The sequence below is a fragment of the Streptomyces coerulescens genome (assembly GCF_042657965.1).
GTDB lineage: Bacteria > Actinomycetota > Actinomycetes > Streptomycetales > Streptomycetaceae > Streptomyces > Streptomyces coerulescens.
Genome location: NZ_JBHSKM010000024.1, coordinates 95,058 through 113,548, shown reverse-complemented (window position 1 = coordinate 113,548; position 18,491 = coordinate 95,058). Strand labels below are relative to the sequence as shown.

At 72.2% G+C, this 18,491-nt stretch carries 15 protein-coding genes; 7 read left to right on the top strand and 8 right to left on the bottom strand.

Annotated features, from left to right (window positions below; translation table 11 throughout):
- Nucleotides 1–46 precede the first annotated feature (46 nt).
- The 4 genes from ACFPQ9_RS29990 to ACFPQ9_RS29975 all read right to left on the bottom strand — a co-directional run bounded on the left by ACFPQ9_RS29990 (nucleotide 47) and on the right by ACFPQ9_RS29975 (nucleotide 3,716).
- Complete coding sequence (locus ACFPQ9_RS29990) at nucleotides 47–1,186, bottom strand: acyl-CoA dehydrogenase (protein WP_380860164.1); 1,140 nt, start codon at nucleotides 1,184–1,186, stop codon at nucleotides 47–49.
- Between the two features lie 107 nt (nucleotides 1,187–1,293).
- A complete protein-coding gene (locus ACFPQ9_RS29985; RefSeq protein ID WP_380860161.1) occupies nucleotides 1,294–2,256 on the bottom strand; it encodes a bifunctional lysylphosphatidylglycerol flippase/synthetase MprF in 963 nt (320 codons plus the stop codon).
- A complete protein-coding gene (locus ACFPQ9_RS29980; RefSeq protein ID WP_380860158.1) occupies nucleotides 2,240–2,734 on the bottom strand; it encodes a hypothetical protein in 495 nt (164 codons plus the stop codon). Before ACFPQ9_RS29980 ends, ACFPQ9_RS29985 begins: the two co-directional genes overlap by 17 nt.
- A 64-nt stretch (nucleotides 2,735–2,798) precedes the next feature.
- Nucleotides 2,799–3,716 (bottom strand): DMT family transporter, encoded by a 918-nt coding sequence (locus tag ACFPQ9_RS29975; RefSeq protein WP_380860155.1) that lies wholly within the window; start codon nucleotides 3,714–3,716, stop codon nucleotides 2,799–2,801.
- A gap of 47 nt (nucleotides 3,717–3,763) precedes the next feature.
- Between ACFPQ9_RS29975 and pdxR the strand changes: the two genes are divergently transcribed.
- The 5 genes from pdxR (at nucleotide 3,764) to ACFPQ9_RS29950 (ending at nucleotide 12,888) form a co-directional block, all read left to right on the top strand.
- The gene (gene pdxR, locus ACFPQ9_RS29970; RefSeq protein WP_380860152.1) at nucleotides 3,764–5,230 is read left to right on the top strand and encodes a MocR-like pyridoxine biosynthesis transcription factor PdxR; all 1,467 of its coding nucleotides are present in this window, start codon (nucleotides 3,764–3,766) and stop codon (nucleotides 5,228–5,230) included.
- 302 nt (nucleotides 5,231–5,532) lie between these two features.
- A complete protein-coding gene (locus ACFPQ9_RS29965; RefSeq protein WP_380860149.1) occupies nucleotides 5,533–7,107 on the top strand; it encodes an alkaline phosphatase D family protein in 1,575 nt (524 codons plus the stop codon).
- Between the two features lie 150 nt (nucleotides 7,108–7,257).
- Nucleotides 7,258–8,667: an SWIM zinc finger family protein gene (locus tag ACFPQ9_RS29960; protein ID WP_380860146.1), complete on the top strand. Its 1,410-nt coding sequence runs from the start codon at nucleotides 7,258–7,260 to the stop codon at nucleotides 8,665–8,667.
- A complete protein-coding gene (locus ACFPQ9_RS29955; RefSeq protein ID WP_380860143.1) occupies nucleotides 8,664–11,324 on the top strand; it encodes a DUF7824 domain-containing protein in 2,661 nt (886 codons plus the stop codon). Before ACFPQ9_RS29960 ends, ACFPQ9_RS29955 begins: the two co-directional genes overlap by 4 nt.
- 130 nt (nucleotides 11,325–11,454) lie before the next feature.
- Complete coding sequence (locus ACFPQ9_RS29950; protein WP_380860140.1) at nucleotides 11,455–12,888, top strand: GNAT family N-acetyltransferase; 1,434 nt, start codon at nucleotides 11,455–11,457, stop codon at nucleotides 12,886–12,888.
- 11 nt (nucleotides 12,889–12,899) lie between these two features.
- Here ACFPQ9_RS29950 and ACFPQ9_RS29945 read toward each other — a convergent pair whose 3' ends face one another.
- Nucleotides 12,900–14,117, bottom strand: a complete 1,218-nt coding sequence (locus tag ACFPQ9_RS29945) for a trans-sulfuration enzyme family protein (RefSeq protein ID WP_380860137.1) — start codon at nucleotides 14,115–14,117, stop codon at nucleotides 12,900–12,902.
- A gap of 59 nt (nucleotides 14,118–14,176) precedes the next feature.
- Here ACFPQ9_RS29945 and ACFPQ9_RS29940 point away from each other — a divergent pair, with 59 nt between their 5' ends.
- Both ACFPQ9_RS29940 and ACFPQ9_RS29935 read left to right on the top strand, forming a co-directional pair.
- Complete coding sequence (locus tag ACFPQ9_RS29940) at nucleotides 14,177–14,668, top strand: Lrp/AsnC family transcriptional regulator (protein ID WP_380860134.1); 492 nt, start codon at nucleotides 14,177–14,179, stop codon at nucleotides 14,666–14,668.
- 33 nt (nucleotides 14,669–14,701) lie between these two features.
- A complete protein-coding gene (locus ACFPQ9_RS29935; protein WP_380860131.1) occupies nucleotides 14,702–16,390 on the top strand; it encodes a DUF885 domain-containing protein in 1,689 nt (562 codons plus the stop codon).
- 44 nt (nucleotides 16,391–16,434) lie between these two features.
- Here ACFPQ9_RS29935 and ACFPQ9_RS29930 read toward each other — a convergent pair whose 3' ends face one another.
- The 3 genes from ACFPQ9_RS29930 to ACFPQ9_RS29920 form a co-directional block, all read right to left on the bottom strand.
- Nucleotides 16,435–17,268 (bottom strand): SDR family oxidoreductase, encoded by an 834-nt coding sequence (locus ACFPQ9_RS29930; RefSeq protein WP_380860128.1) that lies wholly within the window; start codon nucleotides 17,266–17,268, stop codon nucleotides 16,435–16,437.
- A gap of 85 nt (nucleotides 17,269–17,353) precedes the next feature.
- Nucleotides 17,354–17,869 (bottom strand): immunity 21 family protein, encoded by a 516-nt coding sequence (locus ACFPQ9_RS29925; RefSeq protein ID WP_380860125.1) that lies wholly within the window; start codon nucleotides 17,867–17,869, stop codon nucleotides 17,354–17,356.
- Between the two features lie 57 nt (nucleotides 17,870–17,926).
- The gene (locus tag ACFPQ9_RS29920) at nucleotides 17,927–18,406 is read right to left on the bottom strand and encodes a rhodanese-like domain-containing protein (protein WP_380860122.1); all 480 of its coding nucleotides are present in this window, start codon (nucleotides 18,404–18,406) and stop codon (nucleotides 17,927–17,929) included.
- Between the last annotated feature and the right edge of the window lie 85 nt (nucleotides 18,407–18,491).

Sequence of the window (18,491 nt, the reverse complement as noted above, 5' to 3'; positions counted from 1 at the left end):
CCCAACAGGTCTCGGCCGGCACGGGTTCGGTGGGTGGCGGCGCCGGTCAGGCGATCGCGAGCGGCCGGTCGGCCAGATAGTCGGCGAAGGGGCCGGTCATCCTGGCCCGGGACGGTGGGTGCAGGGAGAGTCCGTTGGCGCAGGCGGCGAGATGGCCGACCTCGTCGGACGTCATGAAGCTGAGCCCGCCGAGCAGTTCGACGGCGCGCGGGGCGACGCGGGCGATGATGTCCTGGACGCCGTAGCGGACGTACAGTGCCTGGGCGAGCACGGACTCGCCGAGGTCGCCGGCGTCGACACCGCGGGCGAGGCCCTCGGCGGCGGCCGCCGCCGCCTCGGTCTCGACGAAGAGCCGTACCCGCTCGTGCTCGGGGATGCGGTCGTTGAGCAGCACCCGTTCGACCAGGGCGGAGGCCGCGCCGAGGTAGCTGCCCGTCATCAGCAGCTGGAACCAGATCAGACCGGCCGTCTGGAGCTCGTCGATGCCGCCCTGCGCGGTGGCCGCGGTCCGCAGCAGCAACTCCGCAGGTACGACGACGTCGTTGAGGGTGACCTGGTCGCTCTCGGCGCCGGCCAGGAAGGCGCTGGACCAGAAGCCGCTGACGCTGACGCCCTCGCTCTCGGCGGGCACCAGGGCGACCGCGAGTTCGTCGCCCGGTCCGTCCTCGCGGGGCACCAGGACGCTCGCGGTGAGCACGTCCATGGAGCGGGCCAGGCTGCACGGCCGTTTGACGCCGCTGATCCGTACGCCGTCCTCGGTGACCTCGGCGGTCATCGTCGGTTCCAGGATGCCCGCGCCGCGGCGGCCCTCGGCGAATCCGGAGGCGATGATGCGGTTGTCGGCCGCGACGCCTTCGATCAGCAGCCATTCCAGTCCCTGTCCCTCGCCGCGGTCGCCGAGACCGACGAGCGTGGCCATGGAGAAGTGGTGCATGGTGGTCGCCACGGCCAGCGACGGCGAGCGGCTGCCGATGGCCCGCTGCACGCGCACCGCGTCCAACGCCGTGGCTCCCCGGCCCTGATGGCGCTCCGGGACCAGCAGTCCCGGCCCGCCGCTGTCCCGGAAGAACCGGATGCCGGGGCTGCCCGGCCGCTCCAGCTCCATGAGCGGCGTCTCACACAGGGCGGTGTCCAGGTCGGGCAGCAGCTTGGCCAGGATGGTGCGTTCACGCTCGAGGAATCTCATGCGGATGCGGTCCTCCGGGGTGGGGGGTCGTTCTCGGGCTTACGGCGGCACGGGCGGGCTGCCCGACGGGATGGGGCCGTACGGCGGCGCTCGCCGGGCCGGACGGGTCAGACGGCGTTGGTGGCGCGCAGGAGTTGCCACACGGCGGGCAGGCGCGGTGTGCCCAGGAAGGCGATGTACTCCGGAAGGACCGCGTGCGGGGCCCACTTCTCCTTGTATTCGAGCTGTGACAGGGCGGGGTAGATCGCCTTGCCGCGCTCGGCGAGCAGCCGCGCGAAGCGGGCGAACATCCGGCTGTGGCCCGGGACTTCGTGCTCCTGCTCCAGCCCGGTGAACGGGGTGAAGCCGAAGTGCAGCCAGGCGGCGCCGTCGGCGACGAGCTGTTCCATCACGGTGGCGTTGAGCGCCTCCATCACGCCGGGCGGGGCATCGGGGCGGCGCCTGCTGAGGTCGTGCAGCCAGCCGGGGCGGCTGCCGTAGACGGGTGAGTAGTTGATGTAGCCGACCGCTTCGCCGTCGACGCGGCCGACGAAGAGCCGACGGTGGCGTTGCAGCGGCCCGGTCCGCTGGCCGACGAGGAACTGCAGCTCCTTGACGTGCCGGCCCTTCTCGCGCAGCCAGGGCTCGTCCACCCGGTCCAGTTCAGCGCAGTCGTCGCCGGGCTGGACCTCGGCCACGTCGAGACCGGCTCGCCTCGCCCGCGAGATCTTGTTCCGCAGTCGTACGAAGCGTGAGCCGCGCAGGGTGAACCGGGCCAGGTCGACCGCGTACGACGCCCCGATCTGGTTCACCGTGAAGCCGTGTCCGGCGTACAGCTCCGCGTCCTCGCGCTGGAGTTGTACGGCCACCAGTCGGCGTCCGGCGTACGTCACGAAGGAGTCCAGCAGCCGCGCCCGGTGTTCGGGGGCGGTGAACGGTCCGCCGAACTGCAGGACATGGCGCCCGGAGCGGCGATAGGCGCACACGCCGTCGATCGATCCGTCATGGAAGTACTCGTTGCCGCTGTTGAGGGCGAGAAAGCAACTGGGGTTGTCGCTGTGTTCGGTGAGGGTGTCAAGCACGGACGGCATGCGCGCCCTCCTCCTGACGCCGGGCCTCTTCGACGACGGCAGTCCGGTACTGCTGCTCGAAGAGACGATAGGCGGGATGGATTTCCGGTTCGAAGGCGACACCGAATGGTTTGAACGAGTTCCCGAACAGGGCCCGGTCTCCCAGGAGGTGGATGGGCAGTGCCAGCAGAGCCCATTCCGGTCCGGCGGACAAGGTCCACACGCCGGCGATGACACCTGCCGTGACCAGGCTGTGCATCGTGTTGTAGGCCACGTAGTAGCCGCGTGCGATGCGCTTGTCCGGGCTGCGCCGGTAGGCGATGGCACCCGGGATGTAGCCGATGACGTCGATCACCGCGAAAAGCGCCACGAACACGCCCCAGCGGATCTCCGAAAGGTGCTGGAAGGCGAGCACCAGGGATACGACCAGAAAGGCCAGCCATTCCATTCGCGAGAATGCGAAGGTGGTCTTCGTCTCGAATCGGTTCTTGGCGTCCACGGGGCTCCAGGAATGCGCGGGCGACACGAGGGGCGGGGGTCGGCCCACCCTTCTCTGCGGGCTTTCATACCTGTTTACGCACCAGTTGAGGCGACCCCTCGTATCGCGGGGGCGAGGGGCGCGTACGGCATCCCAGGGCGACTCCGGCGCCGACCAGCGCACTGCCCACGGCCTGCGGAACGCCGTAGGAGCCGGTGCCGACGAGGGGTGCGGTGCAGGCGGCGGCGACGGGGATGAGCCCGGAGAACAGCGTGGCCCGTTCGGCGCCGATCCGCTGCATGCCCATGTACCAGCACACGAAGCCGACGACGGTGACGATCGCCGCCTGCCACAGCAGGGCCGCGATCTCGGAGGCGTCCGGTCGGCGCAGCCAGCCCCCGCCGTCGAGCGCGACCCCGGCCACCGCGGACTCGACGGCCGCGACGCCGCACACGGTGGCGGACAGCAGACGCGGGCCGAGCGGTCGCAGGACGGGCACGGCGAGCACCGCGAACCCCACCTCGCCGACCAGCGCGCACACCGAGAAGGCGATGCCGGTGCCGTCCGTGCGCCCCCAGCCCTGGACCGTGCAGGCGCCGGCCACGACGAACAACGCGCCGCTCAGGACGACGCGTTGGGGCCTGCGGCCCTCCAGCAGGGGCACGAGCACAGCTACGACGAGGGGTGCGCAGCCGACGAACACGCCGGGCACGGCCGGTTCGGCGGTGCGCTCCGCGGCGATGACGGCGAGGTTGAAGCCGACCATGCCGAGGGCCGCGAGGAGCGCGAGGCGTGCCCACTGGCGGGACGTGAGGGCGCGGAGCCGGGTCCTGGCACCCGACCCGACGATCGGCAGGAGCAGCAGGCACGCGAGCCCGTAGCGAAGGAACTGGCCGCCCGCGTACGGGTAGTCGCCGAGCAGGCTGTTGGCGGTGAAGGACCCTCCGACGAGGACACAGGCGAGCGCGGCGAGCAGGGCTCCGCGGGTGGTGGTGGCGTTCATGGCAGCGACGCTAGGAAGCGCCGCGGTCCGCATTAAGGTCCATTTTCATGACGGCATCGGAGACCAATCAGGACCCGGCCGCCGGGTCCCCCGCCTGGGAGCTGCTGCTGCCCGCAGCCTCGGCGCCGGCACGTGCGCGTGGGCGTTCGCTTCAGGCGGCCCTGCGGGAGGCGGTGCGTTCGGGGCGGCTGGTGCCGGGGACGCGGCTGCCGTCGAGCCGGGACCTGGCCACCGACCTCGGGGTGTCGCGCGGGCTGATCACGGAGGCGTACGAGCAGCTCACGGCGGAGGGCTATCTGCGCAGCGGCCGGGGTGCCGGGACCTGGGTGGGCGACGCGGTCCGGGCCGCCCGGCCGCGCGCGCATGACCTCGCGCCGCGCACCACCGGCGCGCGGGCCGACTTCGTTCCCGGGACGCCGGACGTGTCGCTGTTTCCGCGTGCAGCGTGGGCCGCGGCGCAGCGTGGGGTGCTGGCCGAGCTGCCGCACCACGAACTCGGCTATCCCGACCCGCGCGGGCTGCCCCGGCTGCGTACGGCGCTCGCCGAGCTGCTGGCGCGCCGGCGGGGGGTGGTCGCGGACCCCGAGCGCATCGTGATCGTCTCCGGGGTGTCGCAGGCGACGACCGTGCTCGGTTTCGTGCTGCACGCGCGCGGGCTGCGCGAGGTCGCCGTGGAGAACCCCGGGAGCCCGCAGCACGACGCCCTCTACGCCGCGGCGGGCGTCGCCACCGTGCCGGTGCCCATGGACGACGAGGGGCTCGCCGTCGGAGCGCTGCGGGAGTCGGGCGTACGGTCGGTCGTCACGACGCCGGCCCATCAGTTCCCCACCGGAATCGCCTACTCCGCCGGTCGCCGTGCCGAACTCCTCGACTGGGCACGGTCCGTCGACGGGTTCGTCCTGGAGGACGACTACGACGGCGACTTCCGCTACGACCGCGCTCCCGTGGGCGCGCTCCAGGGCCTCGACCCGGAGCGGGTCGCCTACGCCGGGTCGATCAGCAAGTCCCTCGCGCCGGGGCTGCGGCTCGGCTGGCTGCTCGTACCGGAGGCGCTCGCCGAGGACGTCGTCGAGCGCAAACGGACCATGGACCTCGGTCATCCCACCCTGGATCAGGCGCTGTTCGCCCGGTTCGTGGAGCGCGGCGACTACGACCGCCAGCTGCGCCGCTGCCAGCGCGCGTACCGGGAGCGCCGCGACACCCTCGTCGCCGCGCTGGAAGCGCACTTCCCGGGCGCGGAGGTCACCGGCATCGCCGCGGGTCTGCACGTCATCGCCGCGCTGCCGGAGCGGTACGGCCCACAGGAGCGGTTCCTCACGCGCGTGGGGGCGGCCGGTGTGGCGGTACGGCCCCTGACGGACTACGCACACGCGCGCACCGGGAACGAGCACGGCAACGGTCGGGACGAGCAGCGGGGTGTGCGGCTGGTGCTGGGCTACGCCCACCTGTCGCCCGCGCGGATCCGGGACGGCGTACGGCTGATGGCCCGGGCGGTGGCCGAAGGGCTGGACTGAGGAAGCCGGTACGCGGGGACGACCCCGGCCTGTCGCGGCCGGGCGGGACTGACGAAGCCGGTACGCAGGGACGACCCCGGCCTGTCGCGGCGGGGGCGGGACTGACGAAGCCGGTGGCAGGGATGGCCCGGCCTGTCGCGGCGGGGCGGGATGACGAGGCCGGTAATCAGCGGCTCACAACGGCCGTCGTGTCGGTTCCCTGCCCATGCGGTCAGTTGTTCACTTGTGGTTTCCGTGTGCGCTGCGGCGCACCAGTAGTTGTGGCTCTGCACACTGGCCGGATCCCGCCACTGGAGGCCTCCATGTCACACCGTCCGTTCCCGGGCCGCCGCAGCGTCCTGCGCGGCTCGCTCGCCGCGTCGGCGGCCCTGACCCTGCCCACGGCACTCGGCTCGGCACCGGCGTTCGCCCTCTCGGGCCGTCCCAAGGCGGGCTGGGGTGTGCAGACGGGCGACGTGACCCGCGACTCGGGTCTGGTCTGGGTGCGCTCGGACCGCCCCGCGCGGATGATCGTCGAGACGTCCGCGACCGAGTCGTTCCGCAACCCGCGCAGATGGCACGGCCCGCTGCTCGGCGCGGACACCGACTTCACCGGCACGACCCGGCTGCGCGGTCTGCCGTCCGGCGAGCAGATCCACTACCGCGTCCTGCTGGCCGACCCGGACGATCCGCGCCGCACCGGCGAGCCGGTCACGGGTACGTTCCGCACCGCCTCCGCGCGGCGGCGCGACGGCGTCCGGTTCGTCTGGTCGGGCGATCTGGCCGGGCAGGGCTGGGGCATCAACCCCGAGTTCGGCGGCTACACCATCTACAACGCGATGGGCGCGCTGGATCCGGACTTCTTCCTGTGCAGCGGCGACAACATCTACGCCGACGGCCCGATCGCGCCGTCCGTCACGCTGCCCGACGGCAGCACCTGGCGGAACATCACCACCGAGGAGAAGTCCAAGGTCGCCGAGACACTGACCGAGTTCCGCGGGAACTTCCGCTACAACCTGCTCGACGACAACCTCAAGCGGTTCAACGCCCAGGTGCCCTCGATCATCCAGTGGGACGACCACGAGGTGACGAACAACTGGTACCCCGGCGAGATCCTCGGCGACTCGCGTTACACGGAGAAGAACGTCGACGTCCTCGCCGCGCGCTCCCGGCAGGCGTTCTCGGAGTACTTCCCGGTCTCGACGCTGCGCCGCCCCGACGGCCGGGTGTACCGCACGGTCAATTACGGGCCCCTGCTGGACGTGTTCGTGCTGGACATGCGCACCTACCGCAACGCCAACTCCACGGACGACCAGGCCACCGACGCGCAGGGCATCCTCGGCGCCGAGCAGCTGAAGTGGCTCAAGCGAGAGCTGTCCCGCTCGCGGGCGGTGTGGAAGGTGATCGCCTCGGACATGCCGCTGGGCCTGGTCGTGCCGGACACCGGCGACGGCAAACCGAACATCGAGGCCGTCGCGCAGGGCGACCCGGGTGCTCCGCTCGGCCGTGAGCTGCAGATCGCCGAGCTGCTCCGCTTCATCAAGCACCGGCGGATCACGGGCACGGTGTGGCTGACGGCAGACGTGCACTACACCTCCGCCCAGCACTACCAGCCGTCGCGGGCGGCCTTCTCCGACTTCGAGCCGTTCTGGGAGTTCGTCTCGGGCCCGCTCAACGCGGGCGGCTTTCCCGCCAACACGCTCGACAGCACCTTCGGCCCGGAGCGGGTGTTCATCAAGGCGCCGACCACCGCGAACGTCTCCCCCGCCGGCGGCTACCAGTTCTTCGGCGAGGTCGACATCGACGGTCACAGCGGCGAGCTGACGGTACGGCTGCGCGAGCAGGACGGCACGGTGCTGTTCACCCAGGTGCTCCAGCCGGGGCGCGTCGGCCAGTAGGTCCCGTACTCTCGTGGCAGTGCCGCGCACCTGTGTCATCCCCTGGTGCGCGGCACTCGCACGTCGGGGACCGGGTCCCCAATCAGCCCTCCGACAGGGCGCCTTCGCAGTTCAGGGCCGATTGTCAGTGGTCGCCTCTACGGTTTTTCCATGACGCGATCTTTGCAGGCCGTGGCCTATCGGCGACCTTCCGTGCTGGAGTCCGCAGCGGGCGGACAGCTGCTCGGTCTTGAGACCTCCCGGGGTGCGACACCCACGGGGGTGAAGGACCATCCGCAGTTCTTCGCGGGCTTTCTGACGTCTCCTCAGGTGGTCTCGGCGGCGCTGCTCGCCGTGGCCGACGTGGCGGCCGCCCGGTACTACCAGCAGCAGCTGCGGGCCTCGCTCGACCCGGTGGTGACGGGCAACGGCGACCGGCTGCGCTTCGAGTCGTTCTCCGGCTGCTGCGGAGTGTACGCCCGCCTGGACGTGCTGGAGCCGGGCCTGGACGGCGGCGAGGTCGGGCACGGCACGACGAACGTCGACGTCAACAACCCGCTGCGCGAGGCCCTGTCCAGGATCGGCTCGGACGATCCGCTGCATCTGCGGGTGGGCCCCGAGGAACTGGCGGTGACGACGCTGGACGGGCCGGTCGTGGAGAAGAAGGTGCCGCTCCCGGACCGCTGGCTGCGCGGCTTCGCGGAGGCGCAGGTGACAGCGGCGGGCTTCGATCTGCGGGCCGAGCTGCCGGCCGCCGATGCGGTGCGGTTCCTGCGGGCGCTGCCGCGCGGCGGTGGGCGCGCCGCCTCGGCAGGCCCGCGGTGGGTGGTGCCGTCGGGGAACACGCTGCGGCCGACCACGCGCGCGGTGCCCGGCGCGGTCTGCCTGCCGGGTCCGGAGCGGCTGGTCGCGCTCCAGCGGGTGCTGCGGCACGCCACGGCGCTGCGGGTGTACGGCCCCGCGGTCACCGGCGGCGCGGCGGCCACGGCGAGTGCCTGGGAGGTGGTCCTGCCCGGCATGCGGCTGACACTGACGCTGTCGCCCGACGCCTCACGCGGCTTCTCCGGCGAGGGCGGCGTCCTGGACGCGCTGGCCACCGACGAGGCCGCCGAGGACGCGGAGTTGATCGCGGTACTCCTCGCGTGGGAGCCCCGCGTGGACGTCGCCGACCTGGCGTCGGCCTCGGGCCTGACACCCGAACGCGTCCGGGCGGCCCTGATCCGCCTCGGCACCTCGGGCCGGGTCGGCTACGACACGGCGGAGGCGGCCTACTTCCACCGGGAGCTGCCGTACGACGCCGAGCGGGTGGAGCGGCACAATCCCCGGTTGCGCTCGGCGCGGGCCCTGGTGGCGGCGGGTGCCGTCGTGCTGGACGGAGCGCTCGGGACGGTGACGGCCGAGGACGGCCATGTGCACCGGGTGCGGGACGAGGCGGGGGTGCTCAGTTGCAGCTGTCTGTGGTGGGCGAAGTACCGCGGCGGGCGCGGACCGTGCAAGCACGCGCTGGCGGTACGGATAGTGCGGCGGGGCGACGCCGCGGCGGAGCGGGACATGGCACGAGTCGAGGGGGATGCGCGATGACTTCACTGATGGACGCGGTGCGAGCGGGGCGGACGGCTGAGGTCGTGAGCCTTCTGGACGGGATGACGGACGCGGAACGGCGGGCGTTCTTCCCGGAGTTGAGGGCGCTGCGCAAGGAGTTGCGGGCGGATCAGTGGACCTCCGAGGCGCGCCGCGCCTACCCCGCCCTGCACGCGGCGGGGGCCGCCTGCCAGACCGGTGCGGCCGGGGTGGCGAGCTGGCTGGCCGCTTCCGACATGCGCTGGTGGCCGGCGTCGCCGGGCGTGCTGATCGATGTCCTGGGCGACCGGGCTCCGGGCTGGCTCGGCGACGTGGCGCACCGGATCGCCGAGCGTCCGCCGACCGCGCGGGTGCCGTACGAGCTGATGGCGGGGCTGGTCCGGCTCTCCGGCTGCCAGGTTCCGACGACGGAGGCCTACGTCCACGGCTGGGTGACGCACATCGGCCATGTCTGGCAGCGCGGTGACACGGTCCTGGCCCGGCTGCGCAAGGACCCGCACCTCGCCCGGCTCACGGCGGCGCTGTTCGAAACGAACGACATCGGCAGCCGTCTGGCCTGGACCGCCAGGGAGGGGGACAACAGCTGGAACGAGGCGATCGCCCGGCTCACCGTCGAAGGCGTACTGGACCGGAAGGCTACGGTCGACGCGTGTCTGGCCCGGCTGCTGCGGGGCGGTCCGGCCGCCGACCACCGGGTGTTCCTGCGGATGCTCCAGGCACTCGACCTGACCCGGGAGGAACGACGGGAGCACATCGCCGACTGGCTGGCGCTGTCCGCCGACGCCGCGTCCGTGGTGGCGTCGCACGCGCAGTCGGTGCTGGCGTCGCTGGCCCTGGACGGTGAAGTGAGGGCCCGCCGACTGGCCGAGATGTCCGGCTCCGTCCTGTTCCGCACCGAGAAGAAGCTCGTGCGCGCCCAACTGGTCCTGCTCGGCAAGGTGATCACCCGCGATCCGGCCACCGCCGGGGAACTGCTGCCCGCCGTCGCCCAGGCCTTCGGGCACGAGGACACGGAGATCCAGGAGCGGGCGCTCAAGTTGGTGGAGCGACATGTCAAGAAGGCCGGCGCCGCCGAGGTGCGGGAGGAACTCGCCATCGCCGCGGACCAGTTGATCCCGACGCTGCGCAAGCGGGCGGCCGAGAGCCTGGGCGCCTCACCCGTGCCGTCGCAGCCGGTGGCGCACGAGGAGGTGCTGCCGCCCGCGCCGGCGACGGTGCGGCTGGCGCCCGCGCCCGAGTCGGCGGTGGAACTCGCCGAGGAAGTCGGGGCGTTGCTCGTCTCCGGCGGTGATGTCGCCACGTTCGAGCGGGCGCTGGACGGGCTCGTACGTCATGCGTACGGCGACCCGCACGCTCTGCTGGAGGCGCTGGAACCCGTCATCGCGCAACGCTGGTGGGCGGAGCCGGAGCCGCGGTACACCGCCACGGCTGACGACTACTTCACCCGGTACCACGGCCTGATCAACCCCGCTCAGGGACTGGAACTGGTCCTGGCGACCCTGCGGGGAAAGGTGCGGACGAACACGCTGCACCACACCCTCCAGCACGGCACCGCCACCAGCGAGTGCGGCCACAGTCCGCTCACTCGGGCCTTCGAGACCCGTCTGTGGGAAGTGGCGTACCGGATCCGTACCGAACCCCTGCCGTTCCTGCTGTCCACGCCCACCTGGGGCACGGGACTGCTGGAGCCGGACGAACTGGTGGCGCGTCTCGCCGAGTACCGGCGACTCGGGGCGCGGGTGTCGGCGGCCGACTTCGCGCAGGCGCTGCTGCGGGTCCGCTGCGCCGAGCGTGCGCCGGCCGAGGAGGCGGTGAAGCGTGCGGCGGCGCTCGGCACGGCGGAGGGGACGCGTCTCGCCGAGTGGCTGCTCGCCGGCGGTTTCACGGCGCCCGCGTTCCGACGACGGACTTCACGGAACCGCATACTCGTCGAGTCCGGGGAGATCGCCGAGTTCCAGGCGGACTTCCCGCCCGGGATGCGCCCGCTGGGGCAGGCCGTGAGTGTCTTCGGGGACCGCTGGCGCTGCTACCACTGGAGCGAGGGCATGCGGCCGCACTGGCTGGCGGTGCTGCCGGAACAGCGTGAGCTGGTGGCGGTCAGGATGGTGGGCGATCTGTCGGAGGTCGCCGTCGACGACTCCCGGGGAGAAGCGGCGATACTTCCGCAGCTGGCCGAATCGGGCGGCGAGGCGGGCGAAGCGGTGCACCTGTGCGTGGCGTACGGGCTCGGCGCCCGGCATCCGGAGGACCGGCTCGCCGCCGTGGACGCGCTGTTGGTGCTGGCGGCGCGGGGACAGCTCGACGCGGACCGGCTGGGCGCGGATCTGGGGCAGTTGGTGCGACGCGGCGCGGTGAAGCCGTCGCGACTGGTGGAGTCGGTGCGCACGGCGGCGGCCACCGGGGCGAACGCCACCGTGTGGTCGGTGCTCCGGCAGACGCTGCCCATCCTGCTCGCGGACCTCGCGACGGGTGAGAAGGCCGCTCCGGCACGAGGGCTCGCGGATCTCCTGGCCGTCGCCGCGGAATGCGCGGAACGGACGGGGGCACACGGGGAACTGCCGCATCTGGCCGGGACCGCGGAGCGCCGTGGCTCGTCGCGGCTCGTGACCCAGGCCCGGCGACTGCACAGCGCACTGGCGGAGGGCATGGCCGCCTGATGGGCGGGCCACGACCACGGTCGTCACATCCCACACAGTTGAATAGGCCACAAAACCGGCATAGTGGCTCTTTACCGCCCGGTCACAATGCGTTCGTGATCACGCAACACCGTTCCTTCACAGTGGGTGTATGAGTCGAGACATATCTGATGTGACGCGTGCGAAACACGGACGTCCGGTACACCACGGGCGGCGGAACGCCGTCGAACTCGCCGCGGTCCTGACGGCGGTCGCGGTCGCCGAGGCCGCTGCGAACCTCGATGGGGTCGGGCCCGCCGCAGCGGTGCTGGTACCGGCCGCGGCGGCCCTGCTGGTCGCCGGCGCCGGGTTCCGCGCATGGCGGACACGCCGCCACGGTCACGCACCGCCGACGAGCGATACCGAGGCCCGGCCGAGCCCCGAGGAACGCGCCGGGCGATCGGACCAGCCGCAGGAATCTGCCGCGACGGTGCCCCGGGAGGGCGCACTGTGGCGGATGCGGACGACGGTGAAGGACGAACCGGGTTCGCTGGCCGCGCTGTGCGCTGCGCTCGCCGGCCTGCGGGTCGACATCCTGAGCCTTCAGACGCATCCGCTGGCCGAGGGCACGGTGGACGAGTTCCTGCTCCGCGCGCCCGGCGCCCTCGCCGCGGACGAGATCAGCGCCGCGGTCTCGGCGGCCGACGGTGCCAGCACCTGGATCGAGCGGGCCGACGCCCACGACCTGGTGGACGCGCCGACCCGGGTGCTGGGCCTGGCCACGCGTACCGCCCTGGATGCCGCGGAACTGCCGCTGGCGCTGCGGCAGTTGCTGGGCCGATGCACCATCCGTTCGCTCCCCGCGGTGTCCGCGGTGGGCGGCCGGGGACCGGAGCCGGTGCCGGTGGAAGGGGCTTTGGAGGACACCGTGATGCGGCTGCGGGCGCCGGAAGGTGGAGTGATCACCGTGGAGCGGCCGTATCTGCCGTTCACGCCGACCGAGTTCGCGCGGGCACGGGCCCTGGTGGAGCTGGACGCCCGGCTCGGTCCGCGCGTGCCGCGCAGCCAGGACGTGCTGACCCTGCCCAAGGGCAGCGACATCACCGTGCGCCGGGCGGACAGCGGTGACCTGGAGGCCGCGAAGGAGATGCACGAGCGGTGCTCGGCACGCACGCTCGGGATGCGCTACCACGGTCCGATAGGGGACGCGGGCCGCTATCTGAACCACCTGCTCAGCCCCCGCTTCGGCCGCACGCTCGCCGTGCGGACCGCGTCGGGGCGCATCGTCGGCCTCGGCCACCTGCTGTGGGACGGTGACGAGACGGAGGTCGCGCTGCTCGTCGAGGACGCCTGGCAGCGGTGCGGCATCGGCGCGGAGTTGCTCCGCAGGTTGGTCGGGATGGCGATCGAGGCGCGCTGCGAGAGCGTGTACGCCGTGACGCAGGCGTCCAACACCGGGATGGTCGCCGCGATGCGCGGACTGGGTCTCCCCCTCGACTATCAGATCGAGGAGGGGACCCTCGTCATCACGGCTCGGCTGGACGGTCCGCGGGAGGAGCCGGTCGCAGAGCGGCTCACGAGTGGGGGTGAGTGGGGGAAGGCCTGAGCGCGTGAGGGTCAGTGCCCGACGGCGGCTGCGGGCGCGCCGTGGCCGACCGTGGCCCCGTGGGCCCGCTCCAGCGCGGCGTCCAGGTCCGCCCAAAGGTCCTCCACGTCCTCCAGGCCCACCGACATCCGCAGCAGCCGGTCGCTGACCCCGGCGCCCCGGCGGTCGTCCGCGTCCACGATGCGGTGGCTGATGGACGCCGGGTGCTGGATGAGGGTGTCGACGCTCCCGAGGCTGACGGCGGGGGTGACCAGCCGGACACCGGCGATGACCTCGTGCGGATCGCCGTGCACCTCGAAGGCGATCATGGCGCCGCCGATGCGCGGATAGTGGACCCGGGCCACCCGCGGGTCGGCAGCGAGACGCCCGGCCAGCTCGGCGGCGTTCGCCGACGCCGCCCGCACCCGGACGGGGAGCGTCGACAGGCCGCGCAGCAGGAGATAGCCGGCCAGCGGATGCAGCACACCGCCCGTGGCGAACCGCACCTGGCGCAGCCGTCCGGCGAACTCCTCGTCGCAGGCCACCACGCCCGCCATCACGTCCCCGTGGCCACCGAGGTACTTGGTCGCGCTGTGCAGCACGAGCCGGGCGCCCTGTTCGGCGGGGCGCTGCAGCACCGGCGTGGCGAAGGTGTTGTCCGCGAGCAGCGGGACGGAGCCACAGGCGTGCGCCACGGCCCGCAGGTCCAGCTCGGCGAGGGTCGGGTTCGCCGGGGACTCCACCATCACCAGGCCGGTGTCCGGGCGCAGCGCCTCCGCGATGCCGGCCGGGTCCGTCCAGGTCACCTCGGAGCCCAGCAGCCCGGCGGTGAGCAGATGGTCGCTGCACCCGTACAGCGGACGTACGGCGACGACGTGGCGCAGGCCCATCGAGGCCCGTACCAGAAGAACCGCGGTCAGTGCCGCCATCCCGCTGGCGAAGGCGACCGCGGCGTCGGTGCCCTCCAGCCTGGCCAGGGCGGTCTCGAAGCGGGCGACGGTCGGGTTGCCCAGGCGGCCGTAGACGGGCGGGCCGTCCGGTTCGGCGCCGGTGGTGGCGAAGGCGTCGATGCGGGCGGCCTCGCCACGGCTGTCGTAGGAGGGGTAGGTGGTCGACAGGTCGATGGGCGGGGCGTGCAGGCCCTGCCGGGCGAGGTCGTCACGGCCGGCGTGCACGGCCTCGGTGGCGAGTGCTCTCGGTGCGGCGCTGCGCACGACGTCGTGCGCCTGCGCATCCAGGGGCGTGTCCATGACCGCAGAGTGAACATTGACCGGGACGATGAGGCGGAATCCCGTGCTACGTTCGGCCAATGGCCGAAAATGTCGTACTGGACCCGGTGGATCTCCAGCTCTTGCGGCTTCTGCAGAACGACGCCCGGACCCCTTACCGGGAGCTCGCCGCGCAGGTGGGGGTCGCGCCCTCGACCTGCCTCGACCGGGTGGCCCGGCTGCGCCGCTCGGGCGTGATCCTCGGCCATCGGCTCCAGCTCGATCCGGCGAAGCTCGGGCGAGGTCTGCAAGCACTGCTGTCCGTGCAGGTCAGGCCACACCGCAGGGAGCTGGTGGGGCCGTTCGTGGAGCGGATCCGCGGCCTGCCGGAAGCGCTGACCGTCTTCCACCTCACCGGTCCCGACGACTACCTCGTCCATGTCGCGGTGGCGGACATGGCGGATCTGCAACGCCTGGTCCTGGACGAGTTCACCTCCCGCCGCGAAGTCGCCCGGGTGGAGACCCGGTTGATCTTCCAGCAGTGGGACTGCGGCCCGATGCTGCCACCTTCGCCCTCAGCTCAATCGGAGTGACGGGCCGTGGTCCTTCGTATGAGGATGGACCGCATGTCTGAGACGAACAGCTCGCTTCCCCGCGAGGTCGCCGACGCATACGTCGACGAGCTCATCGCCCTCGACCCGGTCACCGGTACGTATCTCGGCGTGAAGGAGAGCTCGGGCAAGCTCCCCGATCTCTCTCCCGCGGGCCAGGAGGCACTCGCGCAGCTCGGGCGGGACACCCTCGCCAGGCTGGACGAGGCCGAACGCCGACCCGGCGCGGACAGTGACATCGAGCGCCGGTGCGCGCGCCTGCTGCGCGAGCGGCTGACCGCCGAACTGGCCGTGCACGACGCCGACGAAGGCCTGCGCGCGGTAGGCAACATGGCGACGCCCGCGCACTCCGTGCGCGAGATCTTCACGGTCACGCCCACCGAGACCGACGAGGACTGGGCGGCCATCGCCGAGCGGCTGCGCGCGGTGCCGGCCGCGTACGCGGGTTACCGCGAGTCCCTCGAACTGGGTCTGGAGCGCAAGCTGTACGCGGCTCCGCGCCCGACCGCCACGTTCGTCGAGCAGCTCACCGAGTGGTCGGACACGGGTGAGGGCCGCGGCTGGTTCGAGGACTTCGTCTCGGCCGGCCCCGACGCGCTGCGCACCGAACTGGACGAGGCCGCCCGCACGGCGACGGCCGCCGTGGTGGAGCTGCGCGACTGGATGCGCGATGTGTACGTGCCGGCGATCGAGGGTGCCGCGAACACGGTGGGCCGGGAGCGCTACGCCCGCTGGGCGCGCTACTTCAACGGCATCGACCTGGACCTGGACGAGGCTTACGCCTACGGCTGGGCCGAGTACCACCGCCTGCTCGGCGAGATGAAGCAGGAGGCCGAGAAGATCCTCCCGGGCGCCGAGACGCCGTGGGTGGCGCTGGCCCACCTCGATGAGCACGGCAAGCACATCGAGGGTGTCGACGAGGTCCGCGACTGGCTCCAGGGCCTGATGGACGAGGCGATCGAGAAGCTGGACGGCACGCACTTCGAACTCGCCGAGCCGGTGCGGAAGGTGGAGTCGTGCATCGCGCCGCCCGGCGGTGCGGCGGCCCCGTACTACACCTCCCCCTCGGAGGACTTCTCGCGCCCCGGCCGCACCTGGCTGCCGACGATGGGCCAGACCCGGTTCCCGGTCTACGACCTGGTCTCGACCTGGTACCACGAGGGCGTGCCTGGCCATCACCTCCAGCTCGCGCAGTGGACGTACGTCGCCGGGAACCTCTCCCGCTACCAGGCCACCATCGGCGGGGTCAGCGCCAACGCCGAGGGCTGGGCGCTGTACGCGGAGCGGCTCATGGACGAACTCGGCTTCCTGACCGACCCGGAGCACCGGCTCGGCTACCTCGACGCGCAGATGATGCGGGCCGCCCGGGTCATCGTCGACATCGGCATGCACCTGGAGCTGGAGATCCCGGCCGACTCCCCCTTCCACCCGGGCGAGCGCTGGACTCCGGAGCTCGCTCAGGAGTTCTTCGGGTCGCACAGCAGCCGTCCGGCGGATTTCGTGGAGAGCGAGCTCACCCGGTATCTGACGATCCCGGGCCAGGCCATCGGCTACAAGCTCGGCGAACGGGCCTGGCTGCTGGGCCGCGAGAAGGCACGCGAGCGCCACGGCGACGCCTTCGACCTCAAGGCGTGGCACATGGCGGCCCTGTCGCAGGGGTCGCTGGGTCTGGACGACCTGGTCGACGAGCTGTCCGCGCTCTGAGGACGGCCGGGTGGCGGATCGGCGCACCGCGTTGCGCGCTCTGATCAGCGCCTGAATCCGCCCTCCGAGTCGATGACCTGACCGGTGATCCAGCCCGCCTCGTCCGTCGCCAGCCAGGCGATGAGGCGGGCCGGGTCGTCGGGCATCCCCCAGTGGCCGGACGGGAATCGGGCCGCCACGGCCTCGTACGCCTCGCCGGTCAGGTAATCCGTGTCCACGGGACCGGGATTGACGGTGTTCACGGTGATGCCCTGCTCGACGAGTGTGGTCGACAGGGAGCGGGTGATGGAGGCGAGGGCGCCCTTCTGGAGGGCGTAGGCGATCTCGCCGGGCATACCGCCGGCGTTGTCCTGACCCGAGGTCATCATCACCACTCTGCCGCCGGGACCGGCCGGCCTCAGCCGGGCATGAGCCTGCGCCAGCAGCAGCACCGCGCGGGTGTCGACAGCCCAGTGCGTGTCGAGCATGGCGGCGTCGATCTCGTCGAGGGTGCCGTCGGATCCGCTGACGGCGTGGTTGGCGATCAGGATGTCGAGACGTCCGCCGAGCGCCGAGGCGGCCGTGGCGATCAGTTCGGCGGGCGCGGCCGGGTCGGAGAGGTCGCCGGGACCGGAGAGCACCTGGGCCTCGGGGTCGCCGAGCGCCTCACGCACGGAGGCTTCGACGTCTTCGGGCCGGTCGGCTCCCCAGGGCATCGCGTCGTCGTGGGGCACATGGTGGTGCAGATAGACGCTCGCGCCGTACGCGGCGAGCCGCCGGGCCACGGCATGTCCGATGCCGGCCCGTCTGCTAGCCCCCGTGACCAGAGCGGTCCGGCCACGCAGGGGCAGGGGGTCGCGGCGCAGGGCTTCGGGTGCGGGGTGCGGAGAACGCGGCATGGCAGATCATGATGGTCAACGGCCGGTTCCGGCGCACCCGGTTATTGAGGCTGACGAGGGTGGGCGACGTTGAGGCCGCCGAGGGTCAGTGCGGCAGCCGACGGAGCTGGACGAGTCCCAGCCAGGTCTCGGGTCCGGGCTGCACCTGGGCGGCACGGACCGCGTACGCCCCCGGCTCAAGGGACACGCGCAGATGCTCGGTGCGTTCGGTGTCCCGGCCCGGCCACGCCGAGTCGAACAGCACCACGGTCCCCGGCACCTTCCAGCGCACCTCGTGCCCCCAGTCCGCGAGGGCGAGGGCGGCCGGGACCCGGGCGAGCAGCTCCGCCTCGGAGTCGGCGGCGCACCACCGTACGAAGGTGCCGTGGTCGGGAAGGTAGGAGGTCGAGGCGGGCTCGTCGCCGAAGACCAGCGCGGCGCTGTCCCCGACGGGCAGCAGTCCGACGAAGCCGTCGATCTCGCAGGCCCGGTCGTAGTCCGAGGCCGTCTCGTCGCCGTCGGCGCCGGCCCAGAACGGCAGCACCGTCTCCGGTACGGCTATCAGGGGGCCGCCGCCCGACTCGATCCACTCCACCGTGCCCGGCTGCGCGTATCTCACCATGGCAGCAGAACCTACACGCACAGCAGCCCCACAAGTCCACAGCGTCCAACTGACGTCTCAGCAGCCGCAGTTGTCCGCGTCGACCGGCACCGTCAACGGGTCGGGCACACGGCGCTCACGTCCCTGCCACGTCTCGAACTCGAACCCCTCACGCGCCCAGTACTCGAATCCGCCGAGCATCTCCTTGACCCGGTAGCCGAGTTCGGCGAGGGCGAGGGCGGCACGGGTCGCGCCGTTGCACCCTGGGCCCCAGCAGTACGTCACCACGGGCACGGACTTGTCGAGGAGCTGTTCGGCCTGCTCGGGGACGAGGGCGGTGGGCAGGTGGATCGCGCCGGGGATGTGGCCCTGGTCCCAGGACTCGGTCGACCGGGAGTCCACGACGACGAACCCGGGATCACCACCGGCCGCGAGCGCGGCGGCGACGTCGGACACATCGGCGTGGAAGGCGAGGCTCGCCCGGAAGTGGGCGGCGGCCTCGGCCGGCGGGGCGGGCGGAACGCGCAGGACGGGGTTGGCGGTGGCGGTGTTCGTCATGGGCACCAAGCTACGGCCCGTGATCCACTCCCTGAAGGGGCATTCCCCGGCGCTCCCCTTGATCTGCCGGTGATTCCCCTGCTAT

Excerpts from the sequence above, each read along its gene's own strand:
- ACFPQ9_RS29950 (WP_380860140.1), top strand. The coding sequence starts at position 11,455 with ATGAGTCGAGACATATCTGATGTGACGCGTGCGAAACACGGACGTCCG.
- ACFPQ9_RS29925 (WP_380860125.1), bottom strand. The coding sequence starts at position 17,869 with ATGGTGAGATACGCGCAGCCGGGCACGGTGGAGTGGATCGAGTCGGGC.
- ACFPQ9_RS29965 (WP_380860149.1), top strand. The coding sequence starts at position 5,533 with ATGTCACACCGTCCGTTCCCGGGCCGCCGCAGCGTCCTGCGCGGCTCG.
- ACFPQ9_RS29940 (WP_380860134.1), top strand. The coding sequence starts at position 14,177 with ATGGCCGAAAATGTCGTACTGGACCCGGTGGATCTCCAGCTCTTGCGG.
- ACFPQ9_RS29985 (WP_380860161.1), bottom strand. The coding sequence starts at position 2,256 with ATGCCGTCCGTGCTTGACACCCTCACCGAACACAGCGACAACCCCAGT.
- ACFPQ9_RS29930 (WP_380860128.1), bottom strand. The coding sequence starts at position 17,268 with ATGCCGCGTTCTCCGCACCCCGCACCCGAAGCCCTGCGCCGCGACCCC.
- ACFPQ9_RS29990 (WP_380860164.1), bottom strand. The coding sequence starts at position 1,186 with ATGAGATTCCTCGAGCGTGAACGCACCATCCTGGCCAAGCTGCTGCCC.
- pdxR (WP_380860152.1), top strand. The coding sequence starts at position 3,764 with ATGACGGCATCGGAGACCAATCAGGACCCGGCCGCCGGGTCCCCCGCC.
- ACFPQ9_RS29920 (WP_380860122.1), bottom strand. The coding sequence starts at position 18,406 with ATGACGAACACCGCCACCGCCAACCCCGTCCTGCGCGTTCCGCCCGCC.
- ACFPQ9_RS29935 (WP_380860131.1), top strand. The coding sequence starts at position 14,702 with ATGTCTGAGACGAACAGCTCGCTTCCCCGCGAGGTCGCCGACGCATAC.
- ACFPQ9_RS29960 (WP_380860146.1), top strand. The coding sequence starts at position 7,258 with ATGACGCGATCTTTGCAGGCCGTGGCCTATCGGCGACCTTCCGTGCTG.
- ACFPQ9_RS29955 (WP_380860143.1), top strand. The coding sequence starts at position 8,664 with ATGACTTCACTGATGGACGCGGTGCGAGCGGGGCGGACGGCTGAGGTC.
- ACFPQ9_RS29945 (WP_380860137.1), bottom strand. The coding sequence starts at position 14,117 with ATGGACACGCCCCTGGATGCGCAGGCGCACGACGTCGTGCGCAGCGCC.
- ACFPQ9_RS29975 (WP_380860155.1), bottom strand. The coding sequence starts at position 3,716 with ATGAACGCCACCACCACCCGCGGAGCCCTGCTCGCCGCGCTCGCCTGT.